Source organism: Clostridium sp. YIM B02551 (assembly GCF_022324735.1).
In the GTDB taxonomy this organism is placed as follows: domain Bacteria; phylum Bacillota; class Clostridia; order Clostridiales; family Clostridiaceae; genus Clostridium_T; species Clostridium_T paridis.
In genome coordinates this window covers 47,907-73,355 of sequence record NZ_JAKGTF010000008.1, presented here as the reverse complement: position 1 = coordinate 73,355, position 25,449 = coordinate 47,907, and the positions used below count along the sequence as shown (strand labels likewise).

Here is a 25,449-nt window from a genome sequence, read left to right as displayed (position 1 = left end):
ATAGCCTTTAAGATACTTATATATCTCTTATAAATTGAAAGTTACGCTTTTTAACACTTCAAATGCTTTTGGACACAATTTATTGTTTTCTACCATTTTACCTATAATCTCTAAGCACTTTTCTCGTTTTAAACCTCTTCTATATGGTCTATCCTCAGCTAATGCTTGATATATATCACAAATAGCTAAAAGTCTTTGTTCTTCACCTAATTTATTATGTTTTAATTCTCTACTGTATCCTGTTCCATCTAGTTTTTCATGGTGGCTTATAGCCCATTCTCTTATGTCATTTATACTTGTTATAGGCTTTAATACTAAATCTGTATATACAACGTGTGTTTTAACCACTTTATACTCCATATCCGTTAACGCACCATTTTTGTTAATATATTTAATTGGAACTGCTAATTTCCCTATATCATGTAATAGTCCCGCAATCTTTAATTTCATGGCTTTATTTTCATCATAGCCTTTATATTTCCCCATAGTATATGCTAATTCTGATATGCCTCTCGAATGCATTGCAGTAAAAGAACTTCTAATATCTATAATTTCAGCATATACTTCTGCAACTTGCAAGAATTCATAAGTATTAAGGCTTTCTTCAATTATTGGTTTATTGCTCTCCATCCAAGTATCCATAAAATCTGTTTCTCTCAAGCCTCTCCAAAGTACATCTTTAGAAATTGTCTTCAACACAGCTTTTCCAACCTTTGAAGATACATACTTATCAATATCATTATTCAATATACTCATTATCTTACTATAAGCCTCTGATTTATATACTATATAGTTGGAATCTATAAAATCACTAATCTTTAATATCTGACTTATTAAAGGTATTTGCTCACCTGCTAAACCAAATGGGCCAGTTCCATCATAATTTTCATGATGATACTTTACATATTCAGCTATTCTACCAATCTTAGGTATGCTACTTATGAGCCTTTCCCCTTCTAAGCAATGTTCTTTAGTAATTGTTTCCTCATCATATTCTTTAAATGCAACTTTGGTTAGCCCTAAGTCATGAAGATAAGCTGCCATATGTAGATTTTTCAAATCCTCTTCATTTAAAAGCATTTCTTTAGCAATATTTAAAGCTATAAATGTTGTTCCCTTTGAATGACTTATATAATCATCATTCATATTCATTTTTTTAACACCATCCATGTATTCTCTGATAGTTGAGTTATTTGCAATTTCACTCAAACTTACTGTAATAACCAAGGACTCTATAATCTCTTCTATGCTTACCTTCATTCAACCACCTGCCCTTTTGCGTATAATTATTTTACATCAAAATTCTCAGTTTTAAAACATAATATTACATTCAATTGTCTACTTTTTTATCTTTTTAATATTTATTTATAATTACATGTTGCTCTAGTGGATATATTATACTTATATTCTCATATATGGAATGCTTATTGAAAAACTAAAACCCCTATGTTAAAATTTAATTCAGACAATTACAATAAAATTACTATGGAATTATAAGGAGGGATATAAATGAATAAAGAAATTATTTCTACAAACAACGCTCCTGGAGCTATAGGACCCTATTCTCAAGGTGTAAAAATCGGAGAATTAATATATACTTCAGGCCAAATTCCACTAGATCCTAAAACAGGTGAAATTCCAGAAACTATTCAAGAACAAACTAAGCAATCTTTAGAAAATTGTAAAGCCATACTTGAAGCTGGCGGAACAAGCTTGGACAATGTTTTTAAGACTACTGTCTTTCTATCTGACATGAATGACTTTGTTTCTATGAACGAAGTATATGCATCATATTTTCCAAGTAATCCACCTGCAAGAAGTGCTGTTCAAGTAGCTAGATTACCTAAAGATGTAAAAATAGAAATAGAAATGATTGCTATTTCTAAATAGTAACCAACATATACCAATAAACTATAACTTAATGATAAAAAGGGGATTTAAAATGAACTTTACTACTTCTGGCGTATGCGCTAAAGAAATCATTTTTGATATTGAAGATAATAAACTTAAGAACGTTTCTTATGTAGGTGGATGTAACGGAAATTTAAAAGGAATTGGAGTTTTAGTTGAAGGCATGGAAGTTAATGATGTAATTTCTAAACTTAAAGGTATGACTTGTAAAGATAAGTCAACATCTTGTCCTGATCAATTGGCAAAAGCTCTTGAAACCTACCTAAGTTCAAAATAATATTTAAACTCCCTCTAAAAGTGATTTAGAGGGAGTCTTTTATTTATATATAATGCATTAAAGAATTTACATGTCACTTACCATGAGATGTAATATGATTTTTGCATTATATATAATTATTGTTATATTCTTTTAATTCTTTTATAAATGTTTTTGTAGCCTTAGAATATATTATTCCTTCAGGTATAATATATGTAAAATCTCTATTATACTCATGATCTAATTCAAAAATCTCTAATTCTCCTTCTGCAGCATCCTTTTCTACTACTAAATAAGATATTAATGTTACTCCTAATCTATTTTTAACAGCTTCTTTAACTGCATAATTACTACCTAATACTATCGTATGCTTTGGCTTTATGTGATTTTGTTCAAGAAACATACTTAAATACTGTTTAGTTCCAGAACCTGGTTCTCTGCTTATCCAAGTTGCATTTTCTAATGAACCATTTTCTTGAAAGTAATTCTTAGGAACAGCTACCACAAGCCTATCCTTTGCAAAGACTCCAGATTTTATATTAGTACTAAAAGGTATTAATCCTTCTACCAATCCTACATCCAACTGTAACTTACTTATTTTTTCGCATATAGACGATGTATTTTCAATAGATATCTCTAAAGATAATTCTGGATATCTTTTATTAAATTCTCCTAAAAACCTCGGAAGGAAGAACTCACCTATGGTTAAACTTGCACCTATTTTAAGTAAACCAGTTACTCTTACTTGTGAATCTATAAATTCTTCTTTAGTTTTCTCTATTATATTTATGATCTTTTTAGCTCGCTCATATAATATGACACCATCTTTTGTTATTATAATATTTTTTTGTTCTTTAGATCTCATAATTAAGGTTGTATTAAAATAACTTTCTAAATTTTTAATATGCACACTTACGCTCGGTTGTGATATAGATATTTCTTTAGCTGCTTTAGTAAAATTCTTTAGTTCTACCACTGCAATAAACGTCTTTAATTCTTCAATCATACTATATTCATCCTTTAATCTTTTATTTCTACTACTAATTAAATTTTATATCAAAAAAAATAATTATGAAATTGTATTTTATATTTATAAACATTATAAAAAATGGAGAGACTATTTTATGAGGTGATTTTTGTGTATAGTAACGTCGGAGTAAATTTAAATAAGGAATTGACATATTTGTCAAAAAGAAAAAGAATACCTAGATCAAAACATGCTAATACTAACTACTGTTGTGAGGAAAGTTTACTTGAAACTTTAGAAAACAAATATTCTAATGATATGGCAAACATTGTAGATTTTATTAAAGATAAAGCTAAAACTTTCAAGTCATCATTTAGCAATAGTAACAACAATGCTAAAAATACTCAATCCCATATAGAATGTTGTAGCTCTAAGAGTAAAATGGATATGAAGAACATGGCATTAATGGGCATAGGCGCTTTAGCAGTAGTTTATGGTATAAAAGCCTTAGCTAGACACAGATAAATAGACGCAATTTTCAGAAAGTTTGTTGAATAAATCTAAGGTTTGTGCTATAATATATGCAAGAAGTAATTTTGCTTCTTGCAACTCCTTACACAAGGAAGTTTAGTTAAGTTAATTAATTTAAAAGTTAATTATATGCCTAGTAAGATATAATCTGGATGTAAATAGCATATATAGGGCTGATATATACCTTTAATGATTATATCTAGTAGGCAATTTTTACCATTGACTTATGTTAGCAAGTAGCCTATACTTGCTATGTAGCTTAGAGAAATCTAAAGTTATTAATATCGCGGGATGGAGCAGTTGGTAGCTCGTCGGGCTCATAACCCGAAGGTCGTAGGTTCAAGTCCTGCTCCCGCAACCATAAAAAGAATCCTAATTTTAATTAGGATTCTTTTTCTTTACTAAAAATTAATAAAATCCAGCTATTAAACTGGATTTTATCTTGATATAGCTCTTAGCTAAAATAAATTTACTATAGTATCAAATATATCTTTTGACGCTTTTATTTGATTTTCATTTCCTACAACAGTTATTGAATTATCTTTTATTGCTTCTCCTATAACTTTATAGTAGTCTTTTATTTGTTTTTCACTTGTCTTTAGTATTTCTTCTCGTTCCTTATTTAACTCTTCATAAGTTACTCCTGCAAAATAATCTGATACTGCTTTATCCGCCTTAGAATCTGGATTTGATGGAATATCTAGCTTACTTATAGTCCCTATAATATATTTCACCATATCTTCATCAGTTGCATTGAAAGATTTCAAATACTCTACGGTTTTCTTATATGCATCAAATGTCTTATCTATGTTAGGATCTCTATAAGAGCTAAAATATATGAAGCCATCCTTACTTAAGTTGATTCTTACACCATAAGCTCCACCTTCAACTCTAACTTTGTTCCATAGATAATCAAAGTTAAGTATAGTGTTTAGTACCCTCATAGAACCTGAATAAGAAAATCCCTTATTTAAATAACTTCCACCAAGAACAACATAATTTACATTGCTTTGAGTTAATAATCCTTCATTTAACTTCTTAAGTGGATAATCATAATCTTTTAGATAAACACCTTCTTTATTCAATCCATCTATTAGTATATCTATATTTTCTTCTAATAATGATAACTTACTTTCTTCTTCTGTAAATGAAATAGTTAAATTATTTATGTTGAATATTTTTCTAGATACACTCTCTAGCTTTTCTTTAACTTCCTTTGGATTTTCTTCTAATGCTTTTTGAATATCACATAGAAAATTATATAGTCCAAGTCCGCCTATAAGATCTTCAAAATATCCCCTCTTAGAGATATATCCTATAGCTCTTAAGGCACCAATTACATTTCCTGAGGCAACCATTGCCATTTGATATCTTGATCTTAAATCTCTAACTATTTGTAATATTCTATTTGTGTCTTCAAAAGAAGTTTCGATAGCCACTTCTTTCATTAATTTAACTAACTCACCAATTTTTGAACTTAGAGCTTTACCTGCCATAGTGAATACAGGCGTGAAGTCTTCCATATTTCCTTTTTTATAAAAGCTTCTTGTAGAATAAGATATTCCTCCTGTACTCATATTTATATCATTAGTTAATTCTTCATAAGTTTTTGTCTTAGTATTTATCTTTCCTAAAAGAAATGATAGTAAAGCCATATATTGAGCATCTTCTTTTTCTATAGTTCTCCCATCAAATATCAATTTAACGTATGCAATTTCATTAGTAAACATAGGAGTAAATAAAGTCTTAATTCCCTTAATATCTACTTCCTTTAGTTCAATGTTTTCTACTTTCTTAGGTATATCTTCAATGGCTAATTTAGGAATTGTATCTTGCTGTTCTTTAGTATCTGGAGTCAATTGTCTCTTGTTCAGCTTTTCTGCTTCATCTTTTATTCTTTGAAGTTCTTCTGATGATAATGTTTCTTTTATTTTTTTAAGTTTCGCCTTTAAATCATTTTCCTTCTTTTCAGTCAATCCTTTTTCTGGAGTCATTACTATAATTGATTTATGAGCATTATTTAATATATAATCTTCGATTAGTTTCTCAAGATATCCATTGGCTGCTTTTTTTCTTATATCATCAATTGTTTCTGTATTTTCTAGATTTAGAAAAGCTTCTCCACCATATAACATACTTTCTAGTATTCTTATAGCATAAATTAATCCTTTTGGATACCCACCAAAATTGGCTTCTCTGATTTCAAATTCTTTTCTATTTATAGCACCAGTAATAAAGTTTTCGCTTATTCCATTCTTACATATATCTTTAAGTATTTCTTCAATCTTAGATATTATTTCTCTTTCATTTTCTTCATCTGTATTTTTGATAGTAATATTTAAGTAAGGTTGCTTTATCCCTCTTTCATACCTACCAGAAACTACAGTTGCAACTCCGCTATCGATTAACCTATTTTTTAATATTGCATTATTTGCAGTTAATAAGATATACTCTAAAACCTCAAAAGATAATCCCAATTCCTTATCTAAGGTATCTCCTATTGAATAATTAAGAGAAATATATGTCTTTTTACTCTCATCTTCTTGTTCACTTATTCCATAAGATAGTTTTGTTTTTCTCTCTTCATTAAATGGTTCTTGAATTGTTATCTCACTATCTACTGGCCCAAAATCATAGTTTTTTAGATAGTTTTCATGTATAAATGCTAACTCTTCCTCTGTATTTCCATCTCCATATAGAAAGATTACTCCGTTTGATGGATGATAATACTTTTTATGAAAATTCACAAAATAATCATATGTTAACTCAGGTATAACATCTGGATCTCCACCCGAATCCACTCCATATGTAGTATCTGGATATAATGAGGTACTTGCTTCCCTAGAAATAATTGAATCAGGTGATGAGTAAACACCCTTCATTTCATTGTATACAACACCATTTATTTTAAGTTCATCTGTTGTCTCGTCTATTTCATAATGCCAGCCTTCTTGCATAAAAATTTCTTTTTCTTTATATAAGTTTGGATGTAAAACTGCATCTAAATACACATCCATTAAGTTAAAAAAGTCTTTTTTATTTTTACTAGCTATAGGATACATTGTTTTGTCTGAAAAGGTGAGCGCATTTAAAAAAGTATTGAGACTTCCCTTTAATAATTCTACAAAAGGCTCCTTACTTGTAAATTTCTCTGATCCGCACAGTACAGAATGTTCTATTATGTGTGGTACTCCAGTACTATTTTCTGGAGGTGTTTTGAATGTAATAGCAAAAACTTTATTATCATCGTCATTCACAAGTTTAATTAACTTAGCTTGTGTTTTCTCATGAGTAAAAATTAAACCAGTTGAATTTATCTCTTTTAAGTCCTTAACACTGTCTAATCTAAATCCACTTAATATATTACCTTCTTTATAATTCATATATTTAGCATCCTCTCTATAAATCTATTGATTGATTGATTGATTTATTTATATTATACGTATTAAATTAAATTTTAAAATTACTTTCTTACAAAGTCTAGTAATTTTTTTGAATTTTCTAAATAAAAGAAGTCATGTAAGGTATTTTCACACACTCACATGACTTATAAATTTTAATATATTACTTTCTTGAATTAGCTATTTCTATGTTAACTTTTCTTCCTCTAACTCTTTTTCCTATAGTATTTTTCATAATATGTCTTGCAGCATCTTCAGAGGCATCTATAAATGTATATTTATCAAAGATATCAATATCTCCTATATCTTCTTTTCTAAATCTTGCACCTTCACTTAGGAACGCTAATAGACTCTTTGGATTCATACCATCTTTTCTTCCTAAATTGATAAATAGTCTTTCATATCCACCACTTGATTTTACTGATATAGAATTCTCAGAAGAATCATAAGAAACTTCTTTGCTGTATATCATATTCATTAATGCAGCTGCAACATCAACTAAATCAAATTCTGCATCTATTTGTTCTGCTAAAGGTATAAACTTACTGAAATCTTCGCCTTCTATTGTTTCTTTTACTTTTGTATAGATTGTGTTATATTTTGCTTCAAATATATCATCAATTGTAGGTATTTCTTTTCTTTTAATCTTACCTTTTGTTGCTCTCTCTATTTGCTTTAATGCTCTATACTCTCTTGGAGTAACTAAAGTATATGCAACACCTTCTCTGTTAGCTCTACCTGTTCTTCCTATTCTGTGAACGTATGATTCTGTATCTTGTGGAAGATCATAGTTTATAACGTGAGTAACATTCTCTACATCTATACCTCTTGCAGCAACATCTGTAGCTACTAAGAATTCTAAATGTCCTTCTTTAAACTTTCTAAGAGTATTCATTCTATGATTTTGTGTTAAATCACCGTGCATACCTTCAACACTGTATCCTCTTGCTTGCATAGATGATACTAACTCATCTACTCCCTTTTTAGTCTTACAGAATATTATTGCTGCTGTAGGGGAATCCACATCAAGAATTCTACATAATGACTCTACCCTGTCAGAATGTTTTACTTCATAATAATATTGACTAACTGTAGAAACTGTCATTTCATTCTTTATTATAGAAATATGTTGTGCATCATCTTTCATATAATTTTTAGCTAGTTTTTTAATTTCTGCTGGCATTGTAGCTGAGAATAATAATGTTTGTCTTTCAGGATTTGTTCCTTTAAGAATCTCCTCTATATCATCAATAAATCCCATATTAAGCATTTCATCTGCTTCATCCATTACTAAGAATTCAATGTTTCTAAGATTTATTACATTTCTTCTCATTAAGTCTAAAACTCTACCTGGAGTACCAACTATTATGTCAATCCCTCTATTAAGTGCTTTTATTTGTCTGTCAATTGATTGACCACCATAAACAGGTAATATTCTTGCTCTTGTATGCTTAGCTATTCTTACTAATTCTTCATTTACTTGAATGGCTAATTCTCTAGTAGGTGCTAATACTAAACATTTAGTATTTTTATTGCCAAAGGTAATATTGTTAAGTACTGGAGCTCCAAAAGCTAAAGTCTTTCCTGTACCTGTTTGCGCTTGACCTATTACGTCAAATCCTTCTAATAAAACTGGTATTACTTTCTCTTGTATCTTTGAAGGTTCCTCAAAGCCCATATCATCTATAGCCTTTAGTATATCTTCATTTAGTCCTAATTCTTTAAAGTTCATTTCACTCATTAAATTTCCATCCTTCTTCTTTATGTTGATTGTATATACATAATATAAACAATCTTCTACATTTTTATTAATATATTGTTTACACTCAATAAAAAGCCCTATAAGAGTACTTCTTATAGGGCTAAAAATTACTATCTTCTGAAGTTTCTATTGTTGTTGCTTTGAGCTTTTCTAGCTTTTCTGCACTCTGGACATCTTACTGGATCATTTTCAAATCCTTTTTCTTTGTAGAATTCTTGTTCTCCTTCAGTGAAGATGAATTCTTTTCCACAGTCCTTACATAAAATAGTCTTATCAGCCATTTCAAATTCCTCCTTTTAATATCAAGATCTTAAACACATTTACATCCTGTTCTTAAAAGAAGAAATGATGAATAAGTATTTAAATCTTTTATTTACCTTGGCTATTATATTTTAGCATGATGAAGGTTTTTATGCAACCACTAAAAGCGCATTCACTTCATCACTGTTCACTATTATTATATTCAAATCTATTCTTTTTATTCACTTATCCCATATTTTTCTTATTTATATTCAATTTTATATTTTTTCCTTTATTGTATTATCATTTCCTTAATAATCGTAAAAATTATTATAACTTTAATTATTTCCATTTAAAAAATTCCATTATATACTAATTACACCTTGGTTTTCTGTCAAATTTGACAAGCCAGTGAAAAACCGCTATCATTTTGATATAGCATAGCAAAAGGAGGAGATTTTCATTAGTATTAAAGAAAAGGCCCTTTTAAAGATCAAGGCCCTAATGAATATTAACAAAAAAACTGTAGCTATACTAGCATCTTTACTATTAATTATAATTTTAGTCGTACTAATACATTCAAAGCAAAAGAATATTACTTTAGTTGTGGGTAATGAAAACAAAACCATAACTACTTACGAAAATACAGTTGAAAAAGTCCTAGATGATGAAGGTATCACTTTAGGGAAAAAAGATAGGGTTGAGCCTGCTCTCGATTCAAAGCTTCAGAAAACAGATAAAATAACCGTTATAAGAGCTATGAACTTAATTGTAACAGTTGATGGCAAGGATATTTCTGTGCTTTCTGCCGAAGATGACATATCTAATATGCTTGAATCAGAAGGAATATCTCTAGGAAAAGATGATAAAGTACAACCAGAAAAAACATCTGAATTATCAGATGGAATGAAGATAAAAATAACACGTGTAGACTCAAAAACTATAACTGAAACTGTAGCAACAAACTACACAACAATTGTTAAGTCAGATAATAACTTGCTAAACATCTTCAAGAAAACCACTCAATCAGGAGTAAAAGGTAAGAAAGAAGTTACCTATAAAGTTTTATATGAAGATGGGAAAGAAATTTCCAGAGAAGCAATTAATGAAAAAGTTGTTACTGAACCAGTAAATGAGGTTGTTGTTCAAGGTACACAAAGTGCCGTAGCTGTTTCCAGAGGTGGAGAGCCTATGTCCTTCTCTAAAAAGATTTACTGTAGGACAACAGCCTATTGGGCAGTTAATGGAGTTGGAAGCACTTATACAGCTAGCGGGAGAAAGGCTGTAAGAAATAGTGAAGGTTATAGTACTGTAGCAGTAGATCCGTCTGTTATATCATTTGGTACAAAAATGTATATCCCAGGTTATGGATTTGCAATCGCTGCAGACTCTGGTTCTGGTGTTAAGGGAAATACCATTGATGTTTTCTTTAATACAAAGGGCGAAGCTCTTAATTGGGCTGTGAAAAACATCAATGTATATATCTTAGATTAGCCAAACAGAGTATATGAAAAAAAGATAGCTTCTTAAGCTATCTTTTTTTCATATTTATTATTCTAAAAACTAAAGTTTAAAAACTAAGACACTTACTCCATAAACTAATACCCTTACCCCGTTTATTATAAGAAAGTTCTTTACTGACAATACAAAAGTTTTGTTTTTTATATGCTCTGCTTCAAATATTCTAATGTTTCTATTAACAATAAAAAAGGTTAGTAATGACAATATAGAAAGTACTGGTTCAACTCTTATAATAATCAATGCTACTAAATCTAGAAATGCTATATAGTAAATCCACTTAAAAATCTTTAAAGCTAACTTATTCCCAACGTAAACTGGTAAGGTATATCTTCTATTTTCTATATCATCTTCTCTATCACAAATATTATTAGCGAGCATAATATTTGCAATACCCGAGATGGTAGGTATGGATAGTAAAATTATTATTATTATTTCCTTAAAATCAAAGGATATATTAACAGTTCTCTCTAGTACGGCAATATTAATTATATTTTGATCTACAATATGTATGTAAATTGCTATAAATAGTATTATTCCTCCCATAAAGGTTCCTGATAAAAGTTCTCCTAATGGAGTCCTTGATATAGGTATTGGTCCAAAGGAATAAGTTATTCCTATAAAAAAAGAAAGTGCTCCTAATAGTAAAACAATTATATTCGTTCTTAAATACAAAATTACCCCAAAGCCTAATGCGATAATAAGTAAACTTCCTATTATGAAAGCTACATGGCTTTCTTTTATACTATATCTTACAATTGCATTATGCTCCTCATAACCATATCCATGTTTCTTTATAGCTCTTTTGTAGTCTATATAATTATTTATTACAGTAGTGGCCATATCTATACATAACAAAGATACAAACATAACTATGAAGTTAATTATATTAAAACTGTTATATCTATATATTGCTATAAGTGATCCTAATAATAAAGGAACCACACTTGCTACTTTTGTCTGTATTTCTGCTAGTTTAAGAAAACTTTTGATATTCATTTGTTATCTTCACTCCATTTCTCATTAATTATAAAATATAGAATTGATATTTTTCAAATCAAATTTTACCAAAATAATTATTTTAGTATTGTTGCTAAAGAAACAAAATTTAAATATAATATTGTTAATACACCAATAGGTGGGAGGATACAGTTCATGAACAAAGAAGAACAGGTCAAAATTAAATTTAGGGATTTATTCAACAAGATGGCTTGGCTTAATAAGTGCAAGATGGAAAAAAGTTTTGATGGTTATAAGCCTTCTGAAATACATTGCATCGAAAGTATTGGGGGAAATATAGATTCTAACGTAACAAAACTTGCAGAGTCCTCTTATATGACTAGGGGGGCCATAAGCAAAATGACCAAAAAACTCATGCAAAAGGGCGTCATTGAAAGCTATCAGAAGCCAGATAATAAGAAAGAAATTTATTTTAGGCTTACTAAACAAGGACAAGAAATTTACAAAGTCCACGAGAAGCTTCACAAAGAGTTTGAAGAGAGAGACAAAGCCGTATTTGATCAAGTTACTGAGGAACAATTTGACAGTATGCTTAACTTCATAGAAAAATACTCTAAACATTTAGATGCAGAAATAGAAAAACAGGGCTTACATATTAAGTCGGAATAAATTAAATACTAGAAACAAAACCATCGGCAGCCTAACTCTATTGAGAATGGGCTGCATTTTTCTTGTAATTTTTTGTTGACAAGGAAACAAAACGATGTTATGATGTTTTTGTTGACTGGGAAACAAAAATATAACTATTGAAAGGAGATTTCAAATGTCTAAATTAAAATCACATGATGAACAAATTACCGAACAAACAATAGATAAAAAAGCCTTAATCTTTGGTCTTATATCCGTATTTCTATGCGGAATAGGATTTAGTATTATAAATCCTGTTGTACCATTCTTAGTAAAGCCTTATATAAGCAATCCGTCAGATCAAGCTATAGTTGTTACGCTACTGATGTCTGTTTATGCCGTTTGCGTGTTCTTTTCTGCTCCTGGTCTTGGAGCTTTAAGTGATAGATATGGCCGTCGTCCAATACTATTAGTATGCCTTTTAGGTTCTGCTATTGGGTATTTAGTTTTTGGCATAGGTGGAGCACTGTGGGTACTATTTATAGGTCGAATAATTGATGGTGTAACTGGCGGAACCATAAGCACTATATTTGCATATTTCGCTGATATCACTCCTAGAGAACAGCGAACCAAATACTTTGGGTGGATAAGTGCTGTTGTAGGTGTTGGTACCGTTATGGGGCCTACTCTAGGTGGATTACTTGCCAAGTTTGGTTATTCTGTACCTATGTATTTTGGAGCAATAATAACTTTATTTAATGTAGTTTATGGATTCTTCTTTATGCCTGAGAGCCTCGATAAGAAAAATAGACTAGAAAATATCGAACTTGCAAGACTGAATCCATTTTCCCAGCTTATGAACGTACTTTCCATGAAAAGCTTAAAGAGACTGCTTATCTCTGGGTTCTTACTTTGGATTCCAAGCGGATCTTTGCAGGCAGTCTTTACACAATTTACAATAGATACATTCAACTGGCAGCCTGTTTTGATTGGTCTTATATTTTCAATAATGGGTGTACAAGACATCATTTCACAAGGATTAATTATGCCAAAACTTTTGATGAAACTTAGTGATATACAAATTGCAATTCTTGGAATGGCTTCAGAGATTGTAGGCTACGGTCTTATTGCAACATCTGCTTTGTTCTCCTTCTATCCTCTTCTTATAGCGGGAATGTTTATATTTGGTTTTGGTGATTCAATCTATGGACCTTCATTCAATGGAATGGTATCTAAATCTGTAGATTCTAGTGAACAAGGAAGAGTTCAAGGTGGCAGCCAATCTATACAATCTTTAGCAAGAATAATTGGACCTGTCATTGGAGGTCAAATCTATGTATCACTTGGTCATACTGCACCAGCTTTTATGGGTATGATTCTTATCGCACTTGCAATACCAATTCTGTACAAGGTTACGAATATAAGTATTTAATACTACCTGCTCTAACATATAATAATAGGGTTTCAGAACTTAGGGACAAGTTCTGAAACCCTATTTATCTATGACCTAAAGTGATTCAAGTTTCTTTAGATACTATATACCAAATCATTTATATCCATATTAGCTGTTAAAGAAAAGTGTTGATAGGATACTTAGCTATTACCAAGAAAACTCTTAGTACGTTCATTTTTAGGATTATTAAATATCTCTTCTACTGTACCTTCTTCAATAATATCTCCATTTTCCATAAAAAGAACTCTATCTGAAACTCTCTTAGCAAATGCCATGTCGTGAGTAATTATTAATACCCCCATTCCAGTTTTAGCTAAACCTTCAATAGCTGTTGCTATTCCTTCAGTTAACTCTGGATCTAAAGCTGAAGTAGGTTCATCGAAGCACATTATTTTAGGATTCAATGCACAAGCTCTTGCTATAGCTACTCTTTGCTTTTGTCCACCTGAAAGCTCAAATGGATATGAATCTTCTTTCTCTTCTAAACCTACTTGTTTAAGTAAGTCTCTAGCTTTTTCCTTTGCTTCTTCCTTTGGAACTTTATAGACGTTAACTGGGGCCTCTATTATATTCTCCATAACAGACATATGAGGAAATAAATTAAAGTTTTGAAATACTAATCCTAAACTTCTTCTAACATTTTTCATTTCTTCTCCGGATGAATATACTATTTTTCTATCTTCTTTCTTAAATAGGAAGTTTCCATCTACTTCGATACTTCCCCCATCAGCCTTTTCAAGCCCATTTATACACCTTAAAACTGTAGTTTTTCCTGCACCAGATTGCCCTAATAGTGCAACAATTTCTCCTTGCTTAACTTCGAAGCTTACATTATTAAGAACCTTTTTCCCCTTGAAGGATTTATTTAATTCCTTTACTACTAAACTCATAATTTATCCTCCTATGAATAATAAGAATATTTCTTCTCTAAACTCTGGAATACTTTAGTAAGAATTGCTGTTAGCAATAAATAAAATACTGCTACTACAACTAAAGGTATCAGTGATGCATCCCTATTAGATGCTATTTTAGCAAATCTCAATAATTCATCCAAGCCTACAACATATACTAATGCTGTATCCTTAACTAAAGTAATTACTTCATTTGAAACTGGCGGTAATACTCTTTTTATCATCTGAGGAAGTACTATTCTAAAAAATGTTTGTGAATTTGACATGCCTAAAACTTCTGAAGCCTCATATTGGCCTTTATCAATGGACTCTATTCCCGCTCTAAATATTTCTCCAAAATAAGCGCCATAATTTAATACAAAGGCTAATATTGCTGCTGGGAATCTATCTATAGTTACATTTATAATTGGTAATCCAAAGAATATAAATATTATTTGCAAAAGTAATGGAGTACCTCTCATAATCCATATATATACTTGAGCTATAGTATTTATTATTTTTATTTTTGATAATCTTCCCAGTGCAACTATTACTCCCAATGGTAATGAAAGAGCCAAAGTCACTGCAAATATTTTTAATGTTTCTAAAAGCCCTTCCATTAATGAAGGTAATAAGCTTGTCACATAATCCATGTTAAATTCACTCCTGTATTACTTATTTAAAGATTACTTTACTACAAAGTCTTAGTTCTACTAGTTTCACCTTAAGACTTTACTATATCCTTACCAAACCACTTTTCTGAAATTTTCTTTGAAGTTCCATCTGCTTTTAATTCATCTAAAGCCTTTTGTACTGCTGATAAGAATTCTTTATCGTCTTTTCTAAATCCTATACCATACTCTTCAGTTCCAAAATTATCATCTAAAACTTTATATTTAGATTCCCCTCTTTGATTAGTATAATATCTTATTAAGATTTCATCTCCAACAACTGCATCCACTCTTCCAGCCTCTAAATCCATTAATGCGTCATTATTAGTTTCAAAAGTTACAAGTTTTCCGCCCTTAAATGTTTTAACCAAATCTGTTTCCTTCTCAACTGCATCTACTGCACTTGAACCATTTTGAGCTGCTACATTTTTTCCTTTTAAATCTGCTTTAGTTTTGATAGGTGAATTGGCTAGTGTTATAATAACTTGATTATTTTCTAAATATGGTTTAGAAAATGCAACTTTTTCTTTTCTTTCATCTGTTATAGAATATCCATTCCATATTACATCTATTTTTCCACCATTAAGTTCGCTTTCTTTCATTGTCCAATCTATTGGTTGAAATTTAACTTTTACTCCTAGTTTTTCCCCAACAGCTTTTGCTAAATCAACGTCAAAACCATTAATATCCCCATTATCATCTTTGAATCCCATTGGTACGAATGTATCATCTAATCCAACTACCATTTCGCCCTTATCTTTTATTTTTGCTAAATCAGTTTTATCTGACTTCTTTCCACACGCTATAAATGTTGTAGCTAGCATAGCTAAACTTAATACCACTGCAATTTTCTTTTTCATATATTTGTCCCCCTTAAATATCACTTTATTACTTTATCATTCTAAAGCATTAAAGGGGACATGTCAATATATTTTTGTAATATAATATCAATTAATATAAACTATTTTATATACCATTTTTAGGAGGTACCTTATGGAAATTAAGATTTTAACTTTAGACTATCTAGATGAATTTATAAATTTAGATTATACAACTTTCAATAGAGATGTCCCCAGATCAAAGGAAATGGGCTTATCAATGCTTAGAGATTGTAAAGAGGGAGCTTTCATGGCTATAGAGAACAACAAACTATTAGGCTTTGTTTTTTGTAGAGCTTTAGGTGACACAGGATATATTGGACCACTGGGAGTAGCTAATAATCTATACGGAAAAGGGATTGGTTCAAAACTTCTAGATAAAGCCATGGAGTATCTTAAAAATAAAAATTGTAAAATAATTGGGCTTGAAGCTCTTGCTGACAATCCTTCTGCACTATCTCTGTATATAAAAAAAGGGTTTACTCTAACTCTTCCCACATTAGTACTAAGAACCCCAGATACTTTGGCCAAATCTGGATTAACTGTAACTTCCTTAAAAACTAATTCTTCAGATTTCAATGATATAATTAGTAAAATCTCTACTCTAACCCGAAATGAAAGCTACGATTTTACTTGTGAAATTCAAAATTCTTTAAATAATGGGGGGTATCTATGCTACTACCAAGAAGGAGATAAGGTATTAGGGTTTATAACTTATAATAAAAATCAACTAGGAGATATGTGGGGATTAGTAGATAACTGTGATAATAAAAATGAAATTTTCATTTCTCTCATAAATAATTTAATTGATATATTACCAAATGACGGAGTAACTTTTAGAGTTAATAGCAAATATACAGATTTTATTACCTTTCTAGTAAATAACAAATTTGAACTAATGCGTGGAAATATACGCTTTGTGCTAAAAGATTACGAAGGTTTTAGCAAAGAAAGTAGTAACAGATTCCTACTAAGAGGATGGATAGTATAAAATGTAAAAATGATAGAAATCAGCCTTTGATCTCTATCATTTTTTGGCTCTTATTTACTTATAAATGAAATAGTTATTCCTAAAAGCAGAATTAATCCGAAATATTCTATTGCAAAAACAACTCGTTCATAAGGTTCTAAGTCATAATATAAATTATTATTATTTTTTTTCCTATTAACCAATTGAATTATACCTAATAATAAAATTAGCAGCATGACAGGATTGAAGCTTACAAATATAGCAATTATCGCTATAGGAATACCTAAAAACCACAAAAATGGTGATATTGCAGATGCAACCCTTCCTCCATCTAGTGGATATATAGGAATAAGGTTAAATAAATTAATAAAACAACCTGCATAACTTAATGCCAATAAGAAATCATTTTTAGTAACTAAATAAAACCCTAGACATATAAAAGCTATAAAGCTTCCAAAAAGAGGTCCTGCAATGGCTATTTTCGCTTCTTCTTCAACATTTTTAGGTTGCTCTTTTAATCTAATAAAAGCGCCTACAAATGGAATGAATAGGGGAAGAGAAACATCAACACCCAATCTTTTTGCCATTATAAAATGTCCCATTTCATGAAAAAATAATAACAAAACAAAACCTACTCCAAATGCAATACCATAAACTTTTCCATAAATAATAAACATGAAAAGCATTGATAATAGAGTTGCCGTAAAGTTTCCAAGCTTAAAAACCAACATTAGTATTTTAAACTTTGAAAGAATTAAGAGTAACAAACCTTTAGCTTTAACTAATATAGCTAATATAATACCTACAATACCTAACTTTCCCTTATTACTTTTAGATTTATTTATTAAATCTTTACTTTTATCCTCTGTATCTTTTAACAAATCAGTTTTATGATATTTATTTATCTCTATAGCATCATAGCTATTTTCCGAAGTTTCTATTGGCCTTTCATTTAATTTATACATGACTCCCCCTTAAGTGAGATTTCTGGAAAATATATGTTAATTATAATACACCAAATATAAATAATAAAGTTCAGTTATATTTACTTAAATTATACAAATGAATTTAATGCTGCGACAACTGCTACTGATGCTGCAATTATTACTATAATGTTTACCTTTAAATATGTGAGTATAACTGCAGTTACTCCTCCTGCAAGTCCAACTATTGGATACTTCCCTACAGATAAAATTCCTGGAAAAATCATTACTCCCAAAGCTGCATAAGGTACTGCACTAAGAAATTTATTAACTCTTTTAGAAAACTTAAAATTGCTAGTTATAAATAATGGAGTAATTCTTGAAAGCTGACTTATTACTCCCATAATAAGTATCACTAATAAATACCTCATATCTCTTCATCTCCTATTAACCATATTCCTAATGATGCACCTAATATTATTGAAATAATAATTGCCCATCCTTTATTAATATACTGACTCATCAACCAATTTAAAGCCATGCTTGTTATTGTTATAAGGCCAAGCTTTGATTTTTTTGATAAAGCTGGAATAAGAAGTGATATAAATAGTGCATAGAGTCCAATTTCCATACTTCTGCTTAACCAAGTAGGGATTATCGATGCTGATATACAACCTATTAATGTCCCGAAAAACCATGAACTATAAGCTGTAAACATAAGTGCTGCCATATATTCTTGAGATTTATCTTTTTTCATAGATATGACTGCAAAACTCTCATCTGTAATACCCAATGACAAGCCAAACCTCCACGGAAATGTTAACTTTTTATATCTATTATGGAAAGTTAATTCCATTACAATATGTCTTAATGTTAACATACCTGTAGCAATTATTATCTCCATTGCTCCTACCCCTGAAGCAAACATTGATACTGCCATGAATTGTCCAGCCCCAGTATACATCCACGCACTCATAACTAAGATGTCATAGGTTGGTAATGCTGCTTGTTTTGCTAATGCCCCGAATGTTATAGCTATTGGAATATAACCCAATGCTATTGGTACCCCCGCTTTTATTCCTTGATTAAAATGATCCCATTTTTTGTTTTGCCCCATTTTTTCTCCTTTCAAGTTCTTGCCTACTGCCTAAATATGTTTATAAAAATTATACTACTTAAGTTATTTCTTCCTCAAATAAAAATAAGAGCATTTAAGCTCTTATTTTTATGATTTCTTCTTTAAGTATATGTACACTGGAATTCCTATTAAAGTTATAACTATTCCAAAAATTGCATTCTTTGTATCAGTAAATAATGTATTTACTAATATATATATTCCACCTACTATTCCTATAATCGGAATTATAGGGTAAAGAGGTACTTTATATGGTCTTTCTAAGTCTTTATGTTTAGTTCTTAATATAAAAATTCCTGCTACTGCCATTACAAAGAATATCCAAACAACAAACACTGCTAAATTGGTTAATGTATTAAATGACCCGCTTAGTACATAAAGTATTGCAAGCACAACTTCTAAAATAAAGGTATTTAATGGTGTCTCAAACTTATCATGAACCTTACCTATTGTTTTAGAAAAAGGTAATAGATTATCCTTTGCCATAGCAAAAGGAATTCTAACGCCTGTTAATAAATATCCATTTAGAGCACCAAATATTGAAATCATTATACCTATTGCTATAAGTGCAGCTCCTGAATTCCCAAACAAGACTACCGCTGCATCAGAAGCAACTTTATCAGATGCCATAATTTTTGATAAAGGGAGTATGTTTAATATCGCAATATTAATAGTAATATAAACAACTATTGTAACAAGCAATCCTAAAATGATTGATCTCGGTAAATCTCTCTTAGGATTTTTAAGCTCTCCAGCCATGTTTCCTACTCCAACCCATCCGTCATAAGCCCAAAGGGTTCCTAACATAGCTGCTCCAAAACCTGTGGCAGCAACTGTACCTGCACTTGCTGCAGGGGTTCCAAAACTATGAGCTCCTCCATTAATCAATCCAAAAATTATAATTACTAATATAGGTATAAGCTTGGCTACTGTAGAAACTGCCTGTACTTTACTTCCTAGTTTTGTTGATAAGATATTTACAAAGAAGATAAATAAAATGATGACTATTGCCAATATTTTTTGCTCAGTTCCTGTCATTGGGATAAAGTATGTTGCTTGAGTTACAAAAACTATTGATAATGCCGCCACTATACTAGGTGTGTATACAAGAGTTTGCACCCATCCATATAAAAAAGCCCATTTCTCTCCATATAATTCTTTTAGGTAAACAAATACACCACCGGTCTTAGGAATAGCTGCCGCAATTTCTGCTATTGTAAGTGCAGATGCTATAGTAATAATTCCTCCTACTACCCATGCTAATATTCCTAGAAAAGGAGTTTTAGCATTGCTAAACACTACTGAGGCTTTAAAAAAAATACCTGATCCTATAACTACGCCTATTACCATTGTTATAGCTTCAAATAACCCAATTTGCTTTTTCAGGCTTTTTTCAACATTATTTTCAGTTTGCATAAATTTAAGTTCTCCTTTGCTGTAAAGAATTTATTCTGATATTTTTGGATTATATGCTTACATAATAAATTTATTGTATTAGCAGGGTTATTATCTGTCAACTGGAATTATACTCATATAGTGCAAATAGCAGAAACTATTTGTTCCTGCTATTTATCAAACATTTTTCTTACTATATTTAATCCGTCTAAAATCTCTTCTTTAGAAAAATTATATTTAATGAGTTTCTCCTCATCCCATTTGCTAATCTCATCATAAAAGGATAGTGCTGTCTCTAAGTTTCTAGAGGATTTACGTGACTCTAATGCTTCAAATATAAGATTTTCAGCCTTATTAATATCCCCTTCACTTACATATTTATTAACCATAATTTCAAGAAGTTGATCCTCTCCAATTATAATATCATCACTTTTTGCATCAATACTACTTTCTATAGCATCTCTCCCTTTAACTATAGCCTTTATTACCTGCATAGCTGCTTTTATCATTTTCATGATATAGTCATTTTCATACATCTATAAATTCACTCCTTGCTGAGCTATATATCTTTTAATATTTTCCATATCTCCTTATATCTTATTGTACATTAACCAAATTAATATGTAAAATTTTGTATTATATAGTGCAAAAAGATGATCTTATATTAAATATAAAAATCATCTTTATCAGTACAAATACTTAATCTTATATTTTTCTTATACTAAAACCAAACTACTAATACGTTTGAGCCTTCTTCACCGTCAATTGAATCTCCAGTAATATTCATACCTTCTATTTTCTCTACAATCTCTGGTGATGTAATTACTACTTTCCCATCAATTATATCTATATCTTCTAATGCTATCTTTATTTCTTTTTTGTTTTCATTACTCATTTTTATTTCCCCCTTCTAAAACCAAACTACTAATACATTTGAGCCTTCTTCTCCGTCAATTGAATCTCCAGTAATATTCATACCCTCTATTTTCTCTACGATCTCTGGTGATGTAATTACCACCTTTCCGTCAACTACTTCTATGTCCTCCAATGATATTTTTATTTCTTTTTTATTCTCATTACTCATTCCCATTCTCCCCTTTTCATATTTAATTTCAATAATAATTTATACCTCTTAAGTAAATTCAAATCTTTTAATCATTTGTCCTCTATTAAGAGTACTTATTCTCATCACCTCCTAACACCTATAATCAATGGCTATTTCATACAGCTTCATATTATTTCAAGCTCCGAAAAGCTAAAAATACTTAGTTAGAAAATAACATGCACTTAATCTCATTTTTCAATATCATATAATTGCTTTTTCTATTTTTGATCTATTGAGTAAGGCCCTAATAGAGTAATAAATCCATACATTTCGTCCTCATCCAGTTCTTCCATCGAAGCAAACTTATTGCATAGAATTTCTAATTCTGATTTAAATTCAACTATTTTTTCAGGAGCCACCTTGATAAACATTGCTCTTACATCATTCGGTTTGCTTTCATTATTAGATATATTATCAATAATCCTTGTGGCTAAATTAGAGAAATTCATTGCAGTAACCTTAGCTCTATTTTTATTGATATTAGTATCATTTCCTTGATTGTGCACGCGTATATTGTTGGTAGTTAATTCATATACCTTTTCCAATCTACCCTCTACAATTCTATTTTCCTTAAGCTTTACTACTTCTTTTTTTATCATTCTATTTATTGCAAGTTGAATAATATGAGGTGAAATTTTTAAATCGTAAGATAGATCTCTAATTGTACTTGGTCTAGTAGATAATGCTAATATAATTTCAGTATTTTTTATAGTATTATCACATTCTCCTGTTACATCATCGCACTCAGTTATTAAGTCAAAATTATATATTGTTTGAACCTCTCCCATAACTATTCCTCCTTACTATATTTTTAATATTTCAACAACCTTATCTGAGTTAAATCTTCCAATTACTGCCATTCCAATGTTATCATTAATAAATATATCATTCATAGCATCATTAATCATAAAATCAGTACATTTATTAATTTTTCTTATCTCATTTTCTAATGAAAAAACTTTATTATTTATCGCATTATTTGCTAAAAATCTTATATGTTTAGTTAAGTCATTCATACTAATTATTGCTCTTGTTTTAAGTATATTTTTTGCTTTACTAATTTCACTTTCAGTAAATCCTTCTGTCTTAGCTTTTCTGATTTCATTTAATATTAATTCCATTACTTGTTCGACGTTTGAGTTACCGCATATCCCTGCAAATGCTAGATTTCCTCTTTTGCTATATATAGATGTAAATGAATTAAGACTATATGCTAAACCTCTTTTTATTCTTACTTCATTCACTATTCTTGACTCTAAACCCGAATAGCCTAATATGGTTGAAATTATATCAACAGTTGAATTTGTTTCACTATGAGTATCATTCAACCTAAAACCTATAGAGAAGGCTGTATTTATACCTTTGTTATCACTATTTATATAAATACTTGATTCAGAGTTTATTAGTTCACTATACTTTCTAGTTTCTATATCTTCCCAACATCCAAACTTTTTCTCAATTAGATCTAATACATCATCGTAATCTATATCACCAATAATAACTAGCGTTGAGTTTTCAGGAGTATAACTTTCATGAATTACTTCTTTAACCCTATCTAACGTGATATCATTTATGCACTTAGATGATCCCACTATTATTCTTCCTACATCTAAATTCCCCCATAAAGCTTGGCTTGTCCTCTCTGTTATTTGATTAAATGATGAATAAAAATTGCTAGCCTCATTTAATACTATCTTTTTTTCCAGTTCAAACTTTTCACTACTAATATCTGAGTTATATAACACAATGTTCGCTAGTGCATCTAGACAAGTTGGTAACATGGTATTTATCCCGGTAAAATAGTAGTGTGTATGTTCCTTTGTTGTTGTTGCGTTATACTCAACTCCATTAAAGGTTATCTCATTCATAATTTCTCTATATTTATCATTATTAGTATTTGATGATGATACCACTAAATGTTCTATTAAATGTGATATTCCATTTGTCTCATCATCTTCATACTTGCTGCCTTGCTTAATCCATATACCGCATGACATTATATTTGTCTTGGGAATCTTATGCATAACTACATTTAGACCATTACTTAAACAAAATGACAATACCTCGTACAAGACACCTACTCCTTTAACTAATTTTTTTTATATTTATTTTATTTCCATCTATCCTTGTGAACAACACATGTATTTGATTTAAACTAATAGTTTCAAGACTATTTGTATTTTTTTTATAATCGTATACATCATACTCATAGCTCTTTTCAACTTTTGGTTTTTTACTAAAATACATAAATTCTATAATATCTCTTTCAAATGCAAATACCTGTACCAATCTACCTTTGTATTCCGAATAGTCTATATCATTTATTAAATTTTCAACGCATTCTATTTCACTATTAGGATCGATCCTTAGATGATTCTTATCTCTGCTTAGCATTTCAAACTTCTCCATGTTAGCTATTTTTAAATTTCTAAATACCTTATAGTGACTACCAAATATACTATATAGCATTCTATATGTTGTACTCATATACTTCATTAGTGTTTTAGATATAGAGTATACATATATATCTAAATATTCACTTTCAGTCCTAGTTTGAGTACTAAAATCAAAATATTGAGAGAATATTGCTGTATTATTTAAAATACTTTTTTCAATATTAGTATTGATATATTTAGTAAATGAACTATCTGATAATTTATTTGTAAATATTAATCTTTCTTTTAACTGATTATAGTATTCAGTTCCTGGTAGGACTGTAAATAAGTGAAGCTGTGTATCTTCTACTTGCATCATCCTTAAATCAAAAATCAACTTAAGAGTCAACTCTATATCCTCCAGAGTTTCCTCTGGAAACCCATACATAAAAGAAGCTCTGACTATTATGTTATATTTTTTTAGCAGTCTAACTACCTCATATACTTTATCTATTTTCAGGTTTTTATTGATTACTTTTTGTATTTTTTCAGAACCACTTTCTATCCCCAAGAAAATACTTCTGCATCCTGCTTTTTTCATTTTAGCTATACTTTCTTCATCTAACGTATCTACTCTTGAGCTGCAGGTCCATTGGAATTTTAACCCTAAGTCAATAACCTTATCACAAAATTCAATTAGCATTTTCTTGTTAGCAGTAAATAAATCATGTTGAAATATAAAATTATCTATACCGAATATCTTCTTATGATATATCATTTCGTCTATAATTCTATTTGTACTTTTTAATCTAAATCTTCTCTTCCAAAACATTTTAGTAGAACAGTATTTACAGCTAAACGGACAACCTCTACCTACATCTAATGAAATAGCTTTATCTATTTCTCCTTCAAGAAAGCTATAATCGATTAATGGTAGTTCATCAAGATTTTCAATTAAGTCCATTTTATTTACGACAACTTTACCATCTATCCCTACATATGCTATTCCATTTTCATTACTAAATTGTTTATTACTAAATAGCGTCTTGACTATATTCGTTATTGTCTTTTCACCTTCCCCTAAGCCAATTACATCAATCCAATTGTAAGTTTGCAATGTTTCTACTGCAGTCATGGTTGCTTGCGGACCACCTAACATAACCTTAATATTACAATCAATATTTTTGAGTTCCTTTGCTATCTCCAAAGTTAAGTAATAAGAACTACACATAGTGTAAAACCCAACTATATCAGGATTAGTCTCAATAATATACTTTAGCATTTCGGTAGTATCCTTTTTAAAATCACCACTATTTCTAACTTTTCCTATAGTAATTAGATAATCAAAATCTATTATTTGTACGTTGTATCCGTCTCTTTTTAATATTGTAGCAAGACTAAATAATCCATTTGAAAAATTATTTTTTTTAACCATTTCATTATAAGAATTGATTAATGTAATATTTTTCATATCTTTCCCC

26 protein-coding genes and 1 tRNA gene are annotated in these 25,449 nt (G+C 29.9%); 8 read left to right on the top strand and 19 right to left on the bottom strand.

Translation table 11 applies throughout. The annotated features are described in order from the left end of the window. Window positions 1-27: 27 nt before the first annotated feature. Window positions 28-1,260: an HD domain-containing phosphohydrolase gene (locus L1S47_RS10880; protein WP_238883586.1), complete on the bottom strand. Its 1,233-nt coding sequence runs from the start codon at window positions 1,258-1,260 to the stop codon at window positions 28-30. 249 nt (window positions 1,261-1,509) lie between these two features. On the opposite strand from L1S47_RS10880, the gene L1S47_RS10875 reads away from it, so the two are divergent. After that, window positions 1,510-1,890 (top strand): RidA family protein, encoded by a 381-nt coding sequence (locus L1S47_RS10875; protein ID WP_238883585.1) that lies wholly within the window; start codon window positions 1,510-1,512, stop codon window positions 1,888-1,890. A 52-nt stretch (window positions 1,891-1,942) separates the two neighbouring features. Then, window positions 1,943-2,188, top strand: a complete 246-nt coding sequence (locus L1S47_RS10870; RefSeq protein ID WP_202766749.1) for a TIGR03905 family TSCPD domain-containing protein — start codon at window positions 1,943-1,945, stop codon at window positions 2,186-2,188. 106 nt (window positions 2,189-2,294) lie between these two features. Here the strand turns inward: L1S47_RS10870 and L1S47_RS10865 are convergent, their stop codons facing one another. Then, window positions 2,295-3,173: a LysR substrate-binding domain-containing protein gene (locus L1S47_RS10865; RefSeq protein WP_238883584.1), complete on the bottom strand. Its 879-nt coding sequence runs from the start codon at window positions 3,171-3,173 to the stop codon at window positions 2,295-2,297. A 132-nt stretch (window positions 3,174-3,305) separates the two neighbouring features. On the opposite strand from L1S47_RS10865, the gene L1S47_RS10860 reads away from it, so the two are divergent. Next, window positions 3,306-3,659: a hypothetical protein gene (locus L1S47_RS10860; RefSeq protein ID WP_202766747.1), complete on the top strand. Its 354-nt coding sequence runs from the start codon at window positions 3,306-3,308 to the stop codon at window positions 3,657-3,659. A gap of 291 nt (window positions 3,660-3,950) precedes the next feature. After that, window positions 3,951-4,026 (top strand) — tRNA-Met (locus L1S47_RS10855). A gap of 97 nt (window positions 4,027-4,123) precedes the next feature. Here the strand turns inward: L1S47_RS10855 and L1S47_RS10850 are convergent. The 3 genes from L1S47_RS10850 to L1S47_RS10840 form a co-directional block, all read right to left on the bottom strand. Continuing rightward, on the bottom strand, window positions 4,124-7,048 hold the full coding sequence (locus tag L1S47_RS10850; RefSeq protein WP_238883583.1) for an insulinase family protein: 2,925 nt from the start codon (window positions 7,046-7,048) through the stop codon (window positions 4,124-4,126). Between the two features lie 181 nt (window positions 7,049-7,229). Then, window positions 7,230-8,807: a DEAD/DEAH box helicase gene (locus tag L1S47_RS10845; protein WP_238883582.1), complete on the bottom strand. Its 1,578-nt coding sequence runs from the start codon at window positions 8,805-8,807 to the stop codon at window positions 7,230-7,232. Between the two features lie 131 nt (window positions 8,808-8,938). Next, entirely contained in the window at window positions 8,939-9,109 is a 171-nt protein-coding gene (locus L1S47_RS10840) for a zinc-ribbon domain-containing protein (RefSeq protein WP_202766744.1), read from the bottom strand. A gap of 463 nt (window positions 9,110-9,572) precedes the next feature. On the opposite strand from L1S47_RS10840, the gene L1S47_RS10835 reads away from it, so the two are divergent. Beyond that, window positions 9,573-10,562 carry a ubiquitin-like domain-containing protein gene (locus L1S47_RS10835; protein WP_238883581.1) on the top strand — a complete coding sequence of 330 codons (990 nt, stop codon included), beginning with the start codon at window positions 9,573-9,575 and terminating at the stop codon, window positions 10,560-10,562. A gap of 69 nt (window positions 10,563-10,631) precedes the next feature. On the opposite strand, the gene L1S47_RS10830 is transcribed toward L1S47_RS10835, so the two are convergent. Beyond that, on the bottom strand, window positions 10,632-11,585 hold the full coding sequence (locus tag L1S47_RS10830) for a 1,4-dihydroxy-2-naphthoate polyprenyltransferase (RefSeq protein WP_238883580.1): 954 nt from the start codon (window positions 11,583-11,585) through the stop codon (window positions 10,632-10,634). 156 nt (window positions 11,586-11,741) lie between these two features. On the opposite strand from L1S47_RS10830, the gene L1S47_RS10825 reads away from it, so the two are divergent. Both L1S47_RS10825 and L1S47_RS10820 read left to right on the top strand, forming a co-directional pair. Next, window positions 11,742-12,215 carry a MarR family transcriptional regulator gene (locus tag L1S47_RS10825; protein ID WP_238883579.1) on the top strand — a complete coding sequence of 158 codons (474 nt, stop codon included), beginning with the start codon at window positions 11,742-11,744 and terminating at the stop codon, window positions 12,213-12,215. Between the two features lie 154 nt (window positions 12,216-12,369). Beyond that, entirely contained in the window at window positions 12,370-13,605 is a 1,236-nt protein-coding gene (locus L1S47_RS10820; protein WP_238883578.1) for an MFS transporter, read from the top strand. A 161-nt stretch (window positions 13,606-13,766) separates the two neighbouring features. On the opposite strand, the gene L1S47_RS10815 is transcribed toward L1S47_RS10820, so the two are convergent. The 3 genes from L1S47_RS10815 to L1S47_RS10805 all read right to left on the bottom strand — a co-directional run bounded on the left by L1S47_RS10815 (window position 13,767) and on the right by L1S47_RS10805 (window position 16,047). Next, the gene (locus L1S47_RS10815) at window positions 13,767-14,519 is read right to left on the bottom strand and encodes an amino acid ABC transporter ATP-binding protein (protein WP_373689067.1); all 753 of its coding nucleotides are present in this window, start codon (window positions 14,517-14,519) and stop codon (window positions 13,767-13,769) included. 8 nt (window positions 14,520-14,527) lie between these two features. Then, complete coding sequence (locus L1S47_RS10810; RefSeq protein ID WP_202766738.1) at window positions 14,528-15,169, bottom strand: amino acid ABC transporter permease; 642 nt, start codon at window positions 15,167-15,169, stop codon at window positions 14,528-14,530. Window positions 15,170-15,240: 71 nt separating this feature from the next. Beyond that, window positions 15,241-16,047 carry an amino acid ABC transporter substrate-binding protein gene (locus L1S47_RS10805; protein WP_238883577.1) on the bottom strand — a complete coding sequence of 269 codons (807 nt, stop codon included), beginning with the start codon at window positions 16,045-16,047 and terminating at the stop codon, window positions 15,241-15,243. A 133-nt stretch (window positions 16,048-16,180) separates the two neighbouring features. Here L1S47_RS10805 and L1S47_RS10800 point away from each other — a divergent pair, with 133 nt between their 5' ends. Continuing rightward, a complete protein-coding gene (locus L1S47_RS10800; RefSeq protein ID WP_238883576.1) occupies window positions 16,181-17,056 on the top strand; it encodes a GNAT family N-acetyltransferase in 876 nt (291 codons plus the stop codon). 50 nt (window positions 17,057-17,106) lie between these two features. Here the strand turns inward: L1S47_RS10800 and L1S47_RS10795 are convergent, their stop codons facing one another. The 10 genes from L1S47_RS10795 to L1S47_RS10750 form a co-directional block, all read right to left on the bottom strand. Next, window positions 17,107-18,000: a site-2 protease family protein gene (locus L1S47_RS10795; protein ID WP_238883575.1), complete on the bottom strand. Its 894-nt coding sequence runs from the start codon at window positions 17,998-18,000 to the stop codon at window positions 17,107-17,109. 89 nt (window positions 18,001-18,089) lie between these two features. After that, complete coding sequence (locus tag L1S47_RS10790; RefSeq protein WP_238883574.1) at window positions 18,090-18,389, bottom strand: AzlD domain-containing protein; 300 nt, start codon at window positions 18,387-18,389, stop codon at window positions 18,090-18,092. Continuing rightward, window positions 18,386-19,075 carry an AzlC family ABC transporter permease gene (locus L1S47_RS10785; protein ID WP_238883573.1) on the bottom strand — a complete coding sequence of 230 codons (690 nt, stop codon included), beginning with the start codon at window positions 19,073-19,075 and terminating at the stop codon, window positions 18,386-18,388. The genes L1S47_RS10790 and L1S47_RS10785 overlap by 4 nt, the downstream gene beginning before the upstream one ends. Before the next feature lie 108 nt (window positions 19,076-19,183). Next, window positions 19,184-20,509, bottom strand: a complete 1,326-nt coding sequence (locus L1S47_RS10780; RefSeq protein WP_238883572.1) for an APC family permease — start codon at window positions 20,507-20,509, stop codon at window positions 19,184-19,186. Between the two features lie 149 nt (window positions 20,510-20,658). Next, entirely contained in the window at window positions 20,659-21,024 is a 366-nt protein-coding gene (locus L1S47_RS10775) for a DUF6483 family protein (RefSeq protein ID WP_238883571.1), read from the bottom strand. A 185-nt stretch (window positions 21,025-21,209) separates the two neighbouring features. Beyond that, on the bottom strand, window positions 21,210-21,383 hold the full coding sequence (locus L1S47_RS10770; protein ID WP_238883570.1) for a hypothetical protein: 174 nt from the start codon (window positions 21,381-21,383) through the stop codon (window positions 21,210-21,212). A 15-nt stretch (window positions 21,384-21,398) separates the two neighbouring features. Then, on the bottom strand, window positions 21,399-21,572 hold the full coding sequence (locus L1S47_RS10765; protein WP_238883569.1) for a hypothetical protein: 174 nt from the start codon (window positions 21,570-21,572) through the stop codon (window positions 21,399-21,401). Between the two features lie 239 nt (window positions 21,573-21,811). Continuing rightward, window positions 21,812-22,381, bottom strand: coding sequence for a hypothetical protein (locus L1S47_RS10760; protein WP_238883568.1), 570 nt, complete (start codon window positions 22,379-22,381; stop codon window positions 21,812-21,814). A 15-nt stretch (window positions 22,382-22,396) separates the two neighbouring features. Then, window positions 22,397-23,665 carry a pitrilysin family protein gene (locus L1S47_RS10755; protein ID WP_238883567.1) on the bottom strand — a complete coding sequence of 423 codons (1,269 nt, stop codon included), beginning with the start codon at window positions 23,663-23,665 and terminating at the stop codon, window positions 22,397-22,399. 13 nt (window positions 23,666-23,678) lie between these two features. After that, window positions 23,679-25,439, bottom strand: coding sequence for a B12-binding domain-containing radical SAM protein (locus L1S47_RS10750; RefSeq protein WP_238883566.1), 1,761 nt, complete (start codon window positions 25,437-25,439; stop codon window positions 23,679-23,681). Between the last annotated feature and the right edge of the window lie 10 nt (window positions 25,440-25,449).

Excerpts from the sequence above, each read along its gene's own strand:
- L1S47_RS10850 (WP_238883583.1), bottom strand. The coding sequence starts at position 7,048 with ATGAATTATAAAGAAGGTAATATATTAAGTGGATTTAGATTAGACAGT.
- L1S47_RS10790 (WP_238883574.1), bottom strand. The coding sequence starts at position 18,389 with ATGAGGTATTTATTAGTGATACTTATTATGGGAGTAATAAGTCAGCTT.
- L1S47_RS10770 (WP_238883570.1), bottom strand. The coding sequence starts at position 21,383 with ATGAGTAATGAAAACAAAAAAGAAATAAAGATAGCATTAGAAGATATA.
- L1S47_RS10780 (WP_238883572.1), bottom strand. The coding sequence starts at position 20,509 with ATGCAAACTGAAAATAATGTTGAAAAAAGCCTGAAAAAGCAAATTGGG.
- L1S47_RS10800 (WP_238883576.1), top strand. The coding sequence starts at position 16,181 with ATGGAAATTAAGATTTTAACTTTAGACTATCTAGATGAATTTATAAAT.
- L1S47_RS10830 (WP_238883580.1), bottom strand. The coding sequence starts at position 11,585 with ATGAATATCAAAAGTTTTCTTAAACTAGCAGAAATACAGACAAAAGTA.
- L1S47_RS10760 (WP_238883568.1), bottom strand. The coding sequence starts at position 22,381 with ATGGGAGAGGTTCAAACAATATATAATTTTGACTTAATAACTGAGTGC.
- L1S47_RS10870 (WP_202766749.1), top strand. The coding sequence starts at position 1,943 with ATGAACTTTACTACTTCTGGCGTATGCGCTAAAGAAATCATTTTTGAT.
- L1S47_RS10765 (WP_238883569.1), bottom strand. The coding sequence starts at position 21,572 with ATGAGTAATGAGAATAAAAAAGAAATAAAAATATCATTGGAGGACATA.
- L1S47_RS10835 (WP_238883581.1), top strand. The coding sequence starts at position 9,573 with ATGAATATTAACAAAAAAACTGTAGCTATACTAGCATCTTTACTATTA.
- L1S47_RS10845 (WP_238883582.1), bottom strand. The coding sequence starts at position 8,807 with ATGAGTGAAATGAACTTTAAAGAATTAGGACTAAATGAAGATATACTA.
- L1S47_RS10785 (WP_238883573.1), bottom strand. The coding sequence starts at position 19,075 with ATGGGGCAAAACAAAAAATGGGATCATTTTAATCAAGGAATAAAAGCG.
- L1S47_RS10820 (WP_238883578.1), top strand. The coding sequence starts at position 12,370 with ATGTCTAAATTAAAATCACATGATGAACAAATTACCGAACAAACAATA.
- L1S47_RS10775 (WP_238883571.1), bottom strand. The coding sequence starts at position 21,024 with ATGTATGAAAATGACTATATCATGAAAATGATAAAAGCAGCTATGCAG.
- L1S47_RS10810 (WP_202766738.1), bottom strand. The coding sequence starts at position 15,169 with ATGGATTATGTGACAAGCTTATTACCTTCATTAATGGAAGGGCTTTTA.
- L1S47_RS10805 (WP_238883577.1), bottom strand. The coding sequence starts at position 16,047 with ATGAAAAAGAAAATTGCAGTGGTATTAAGTTTAGCTATGCTAGCTACA.
- L1S47_RS10865 (WP_238883584.1), bottom strand. The coding sequence starts at position 3,173 with ATGATTGAAGAATTAAAGACGTTTATTGCAGTGGTAGAACTAAAGAAT.
- L1S47_RS10750 (WP_238883566.1), bottom strand. The coding sequence starts at position 25,439 with ATGAAAAATATTACATTAATCAATTCTTATAATGAAATGGTTAAAAAA.
- L1S47_RS10795 (WP_238883575.1), bottom strand. The coding sequence starts at position 18,000 with ATGTATAAATTAAATGAAAGGCCAATAGAAACTTCGGAAAATAGCTAT.
- L1S47_RS10825 (WP_238883579.1), top strand. The coding sequence starts at position 11,742 with ATGAACAAAGAAGAACAGGTCAAAATTAAATTTAGGGATTTATTCAAC.
- L1S47_RS10880 (WP_238883586.1), bottom strand. The coding sequence starts at position 1,260 with ATGAAGGTAAGCATAGAAGAGATTATAGAGTCCTTGGTTATTACAGTA.
- L1S47_RS10840 (WP_202766744.1), bottom strand. The coding sequence starts at position 9,109 with ATGGCTGATAAGACTATTTTATGTAAGGACTGTGGAAAAGAATTCATC.
- L1S47_RS10875 (WP_238883585.1), top strand. The coding sequence starts at position 1,510 with ATGAATAAAGAAATTATTTCTACAAACAACGCTCCTGGAGCTATAGGA.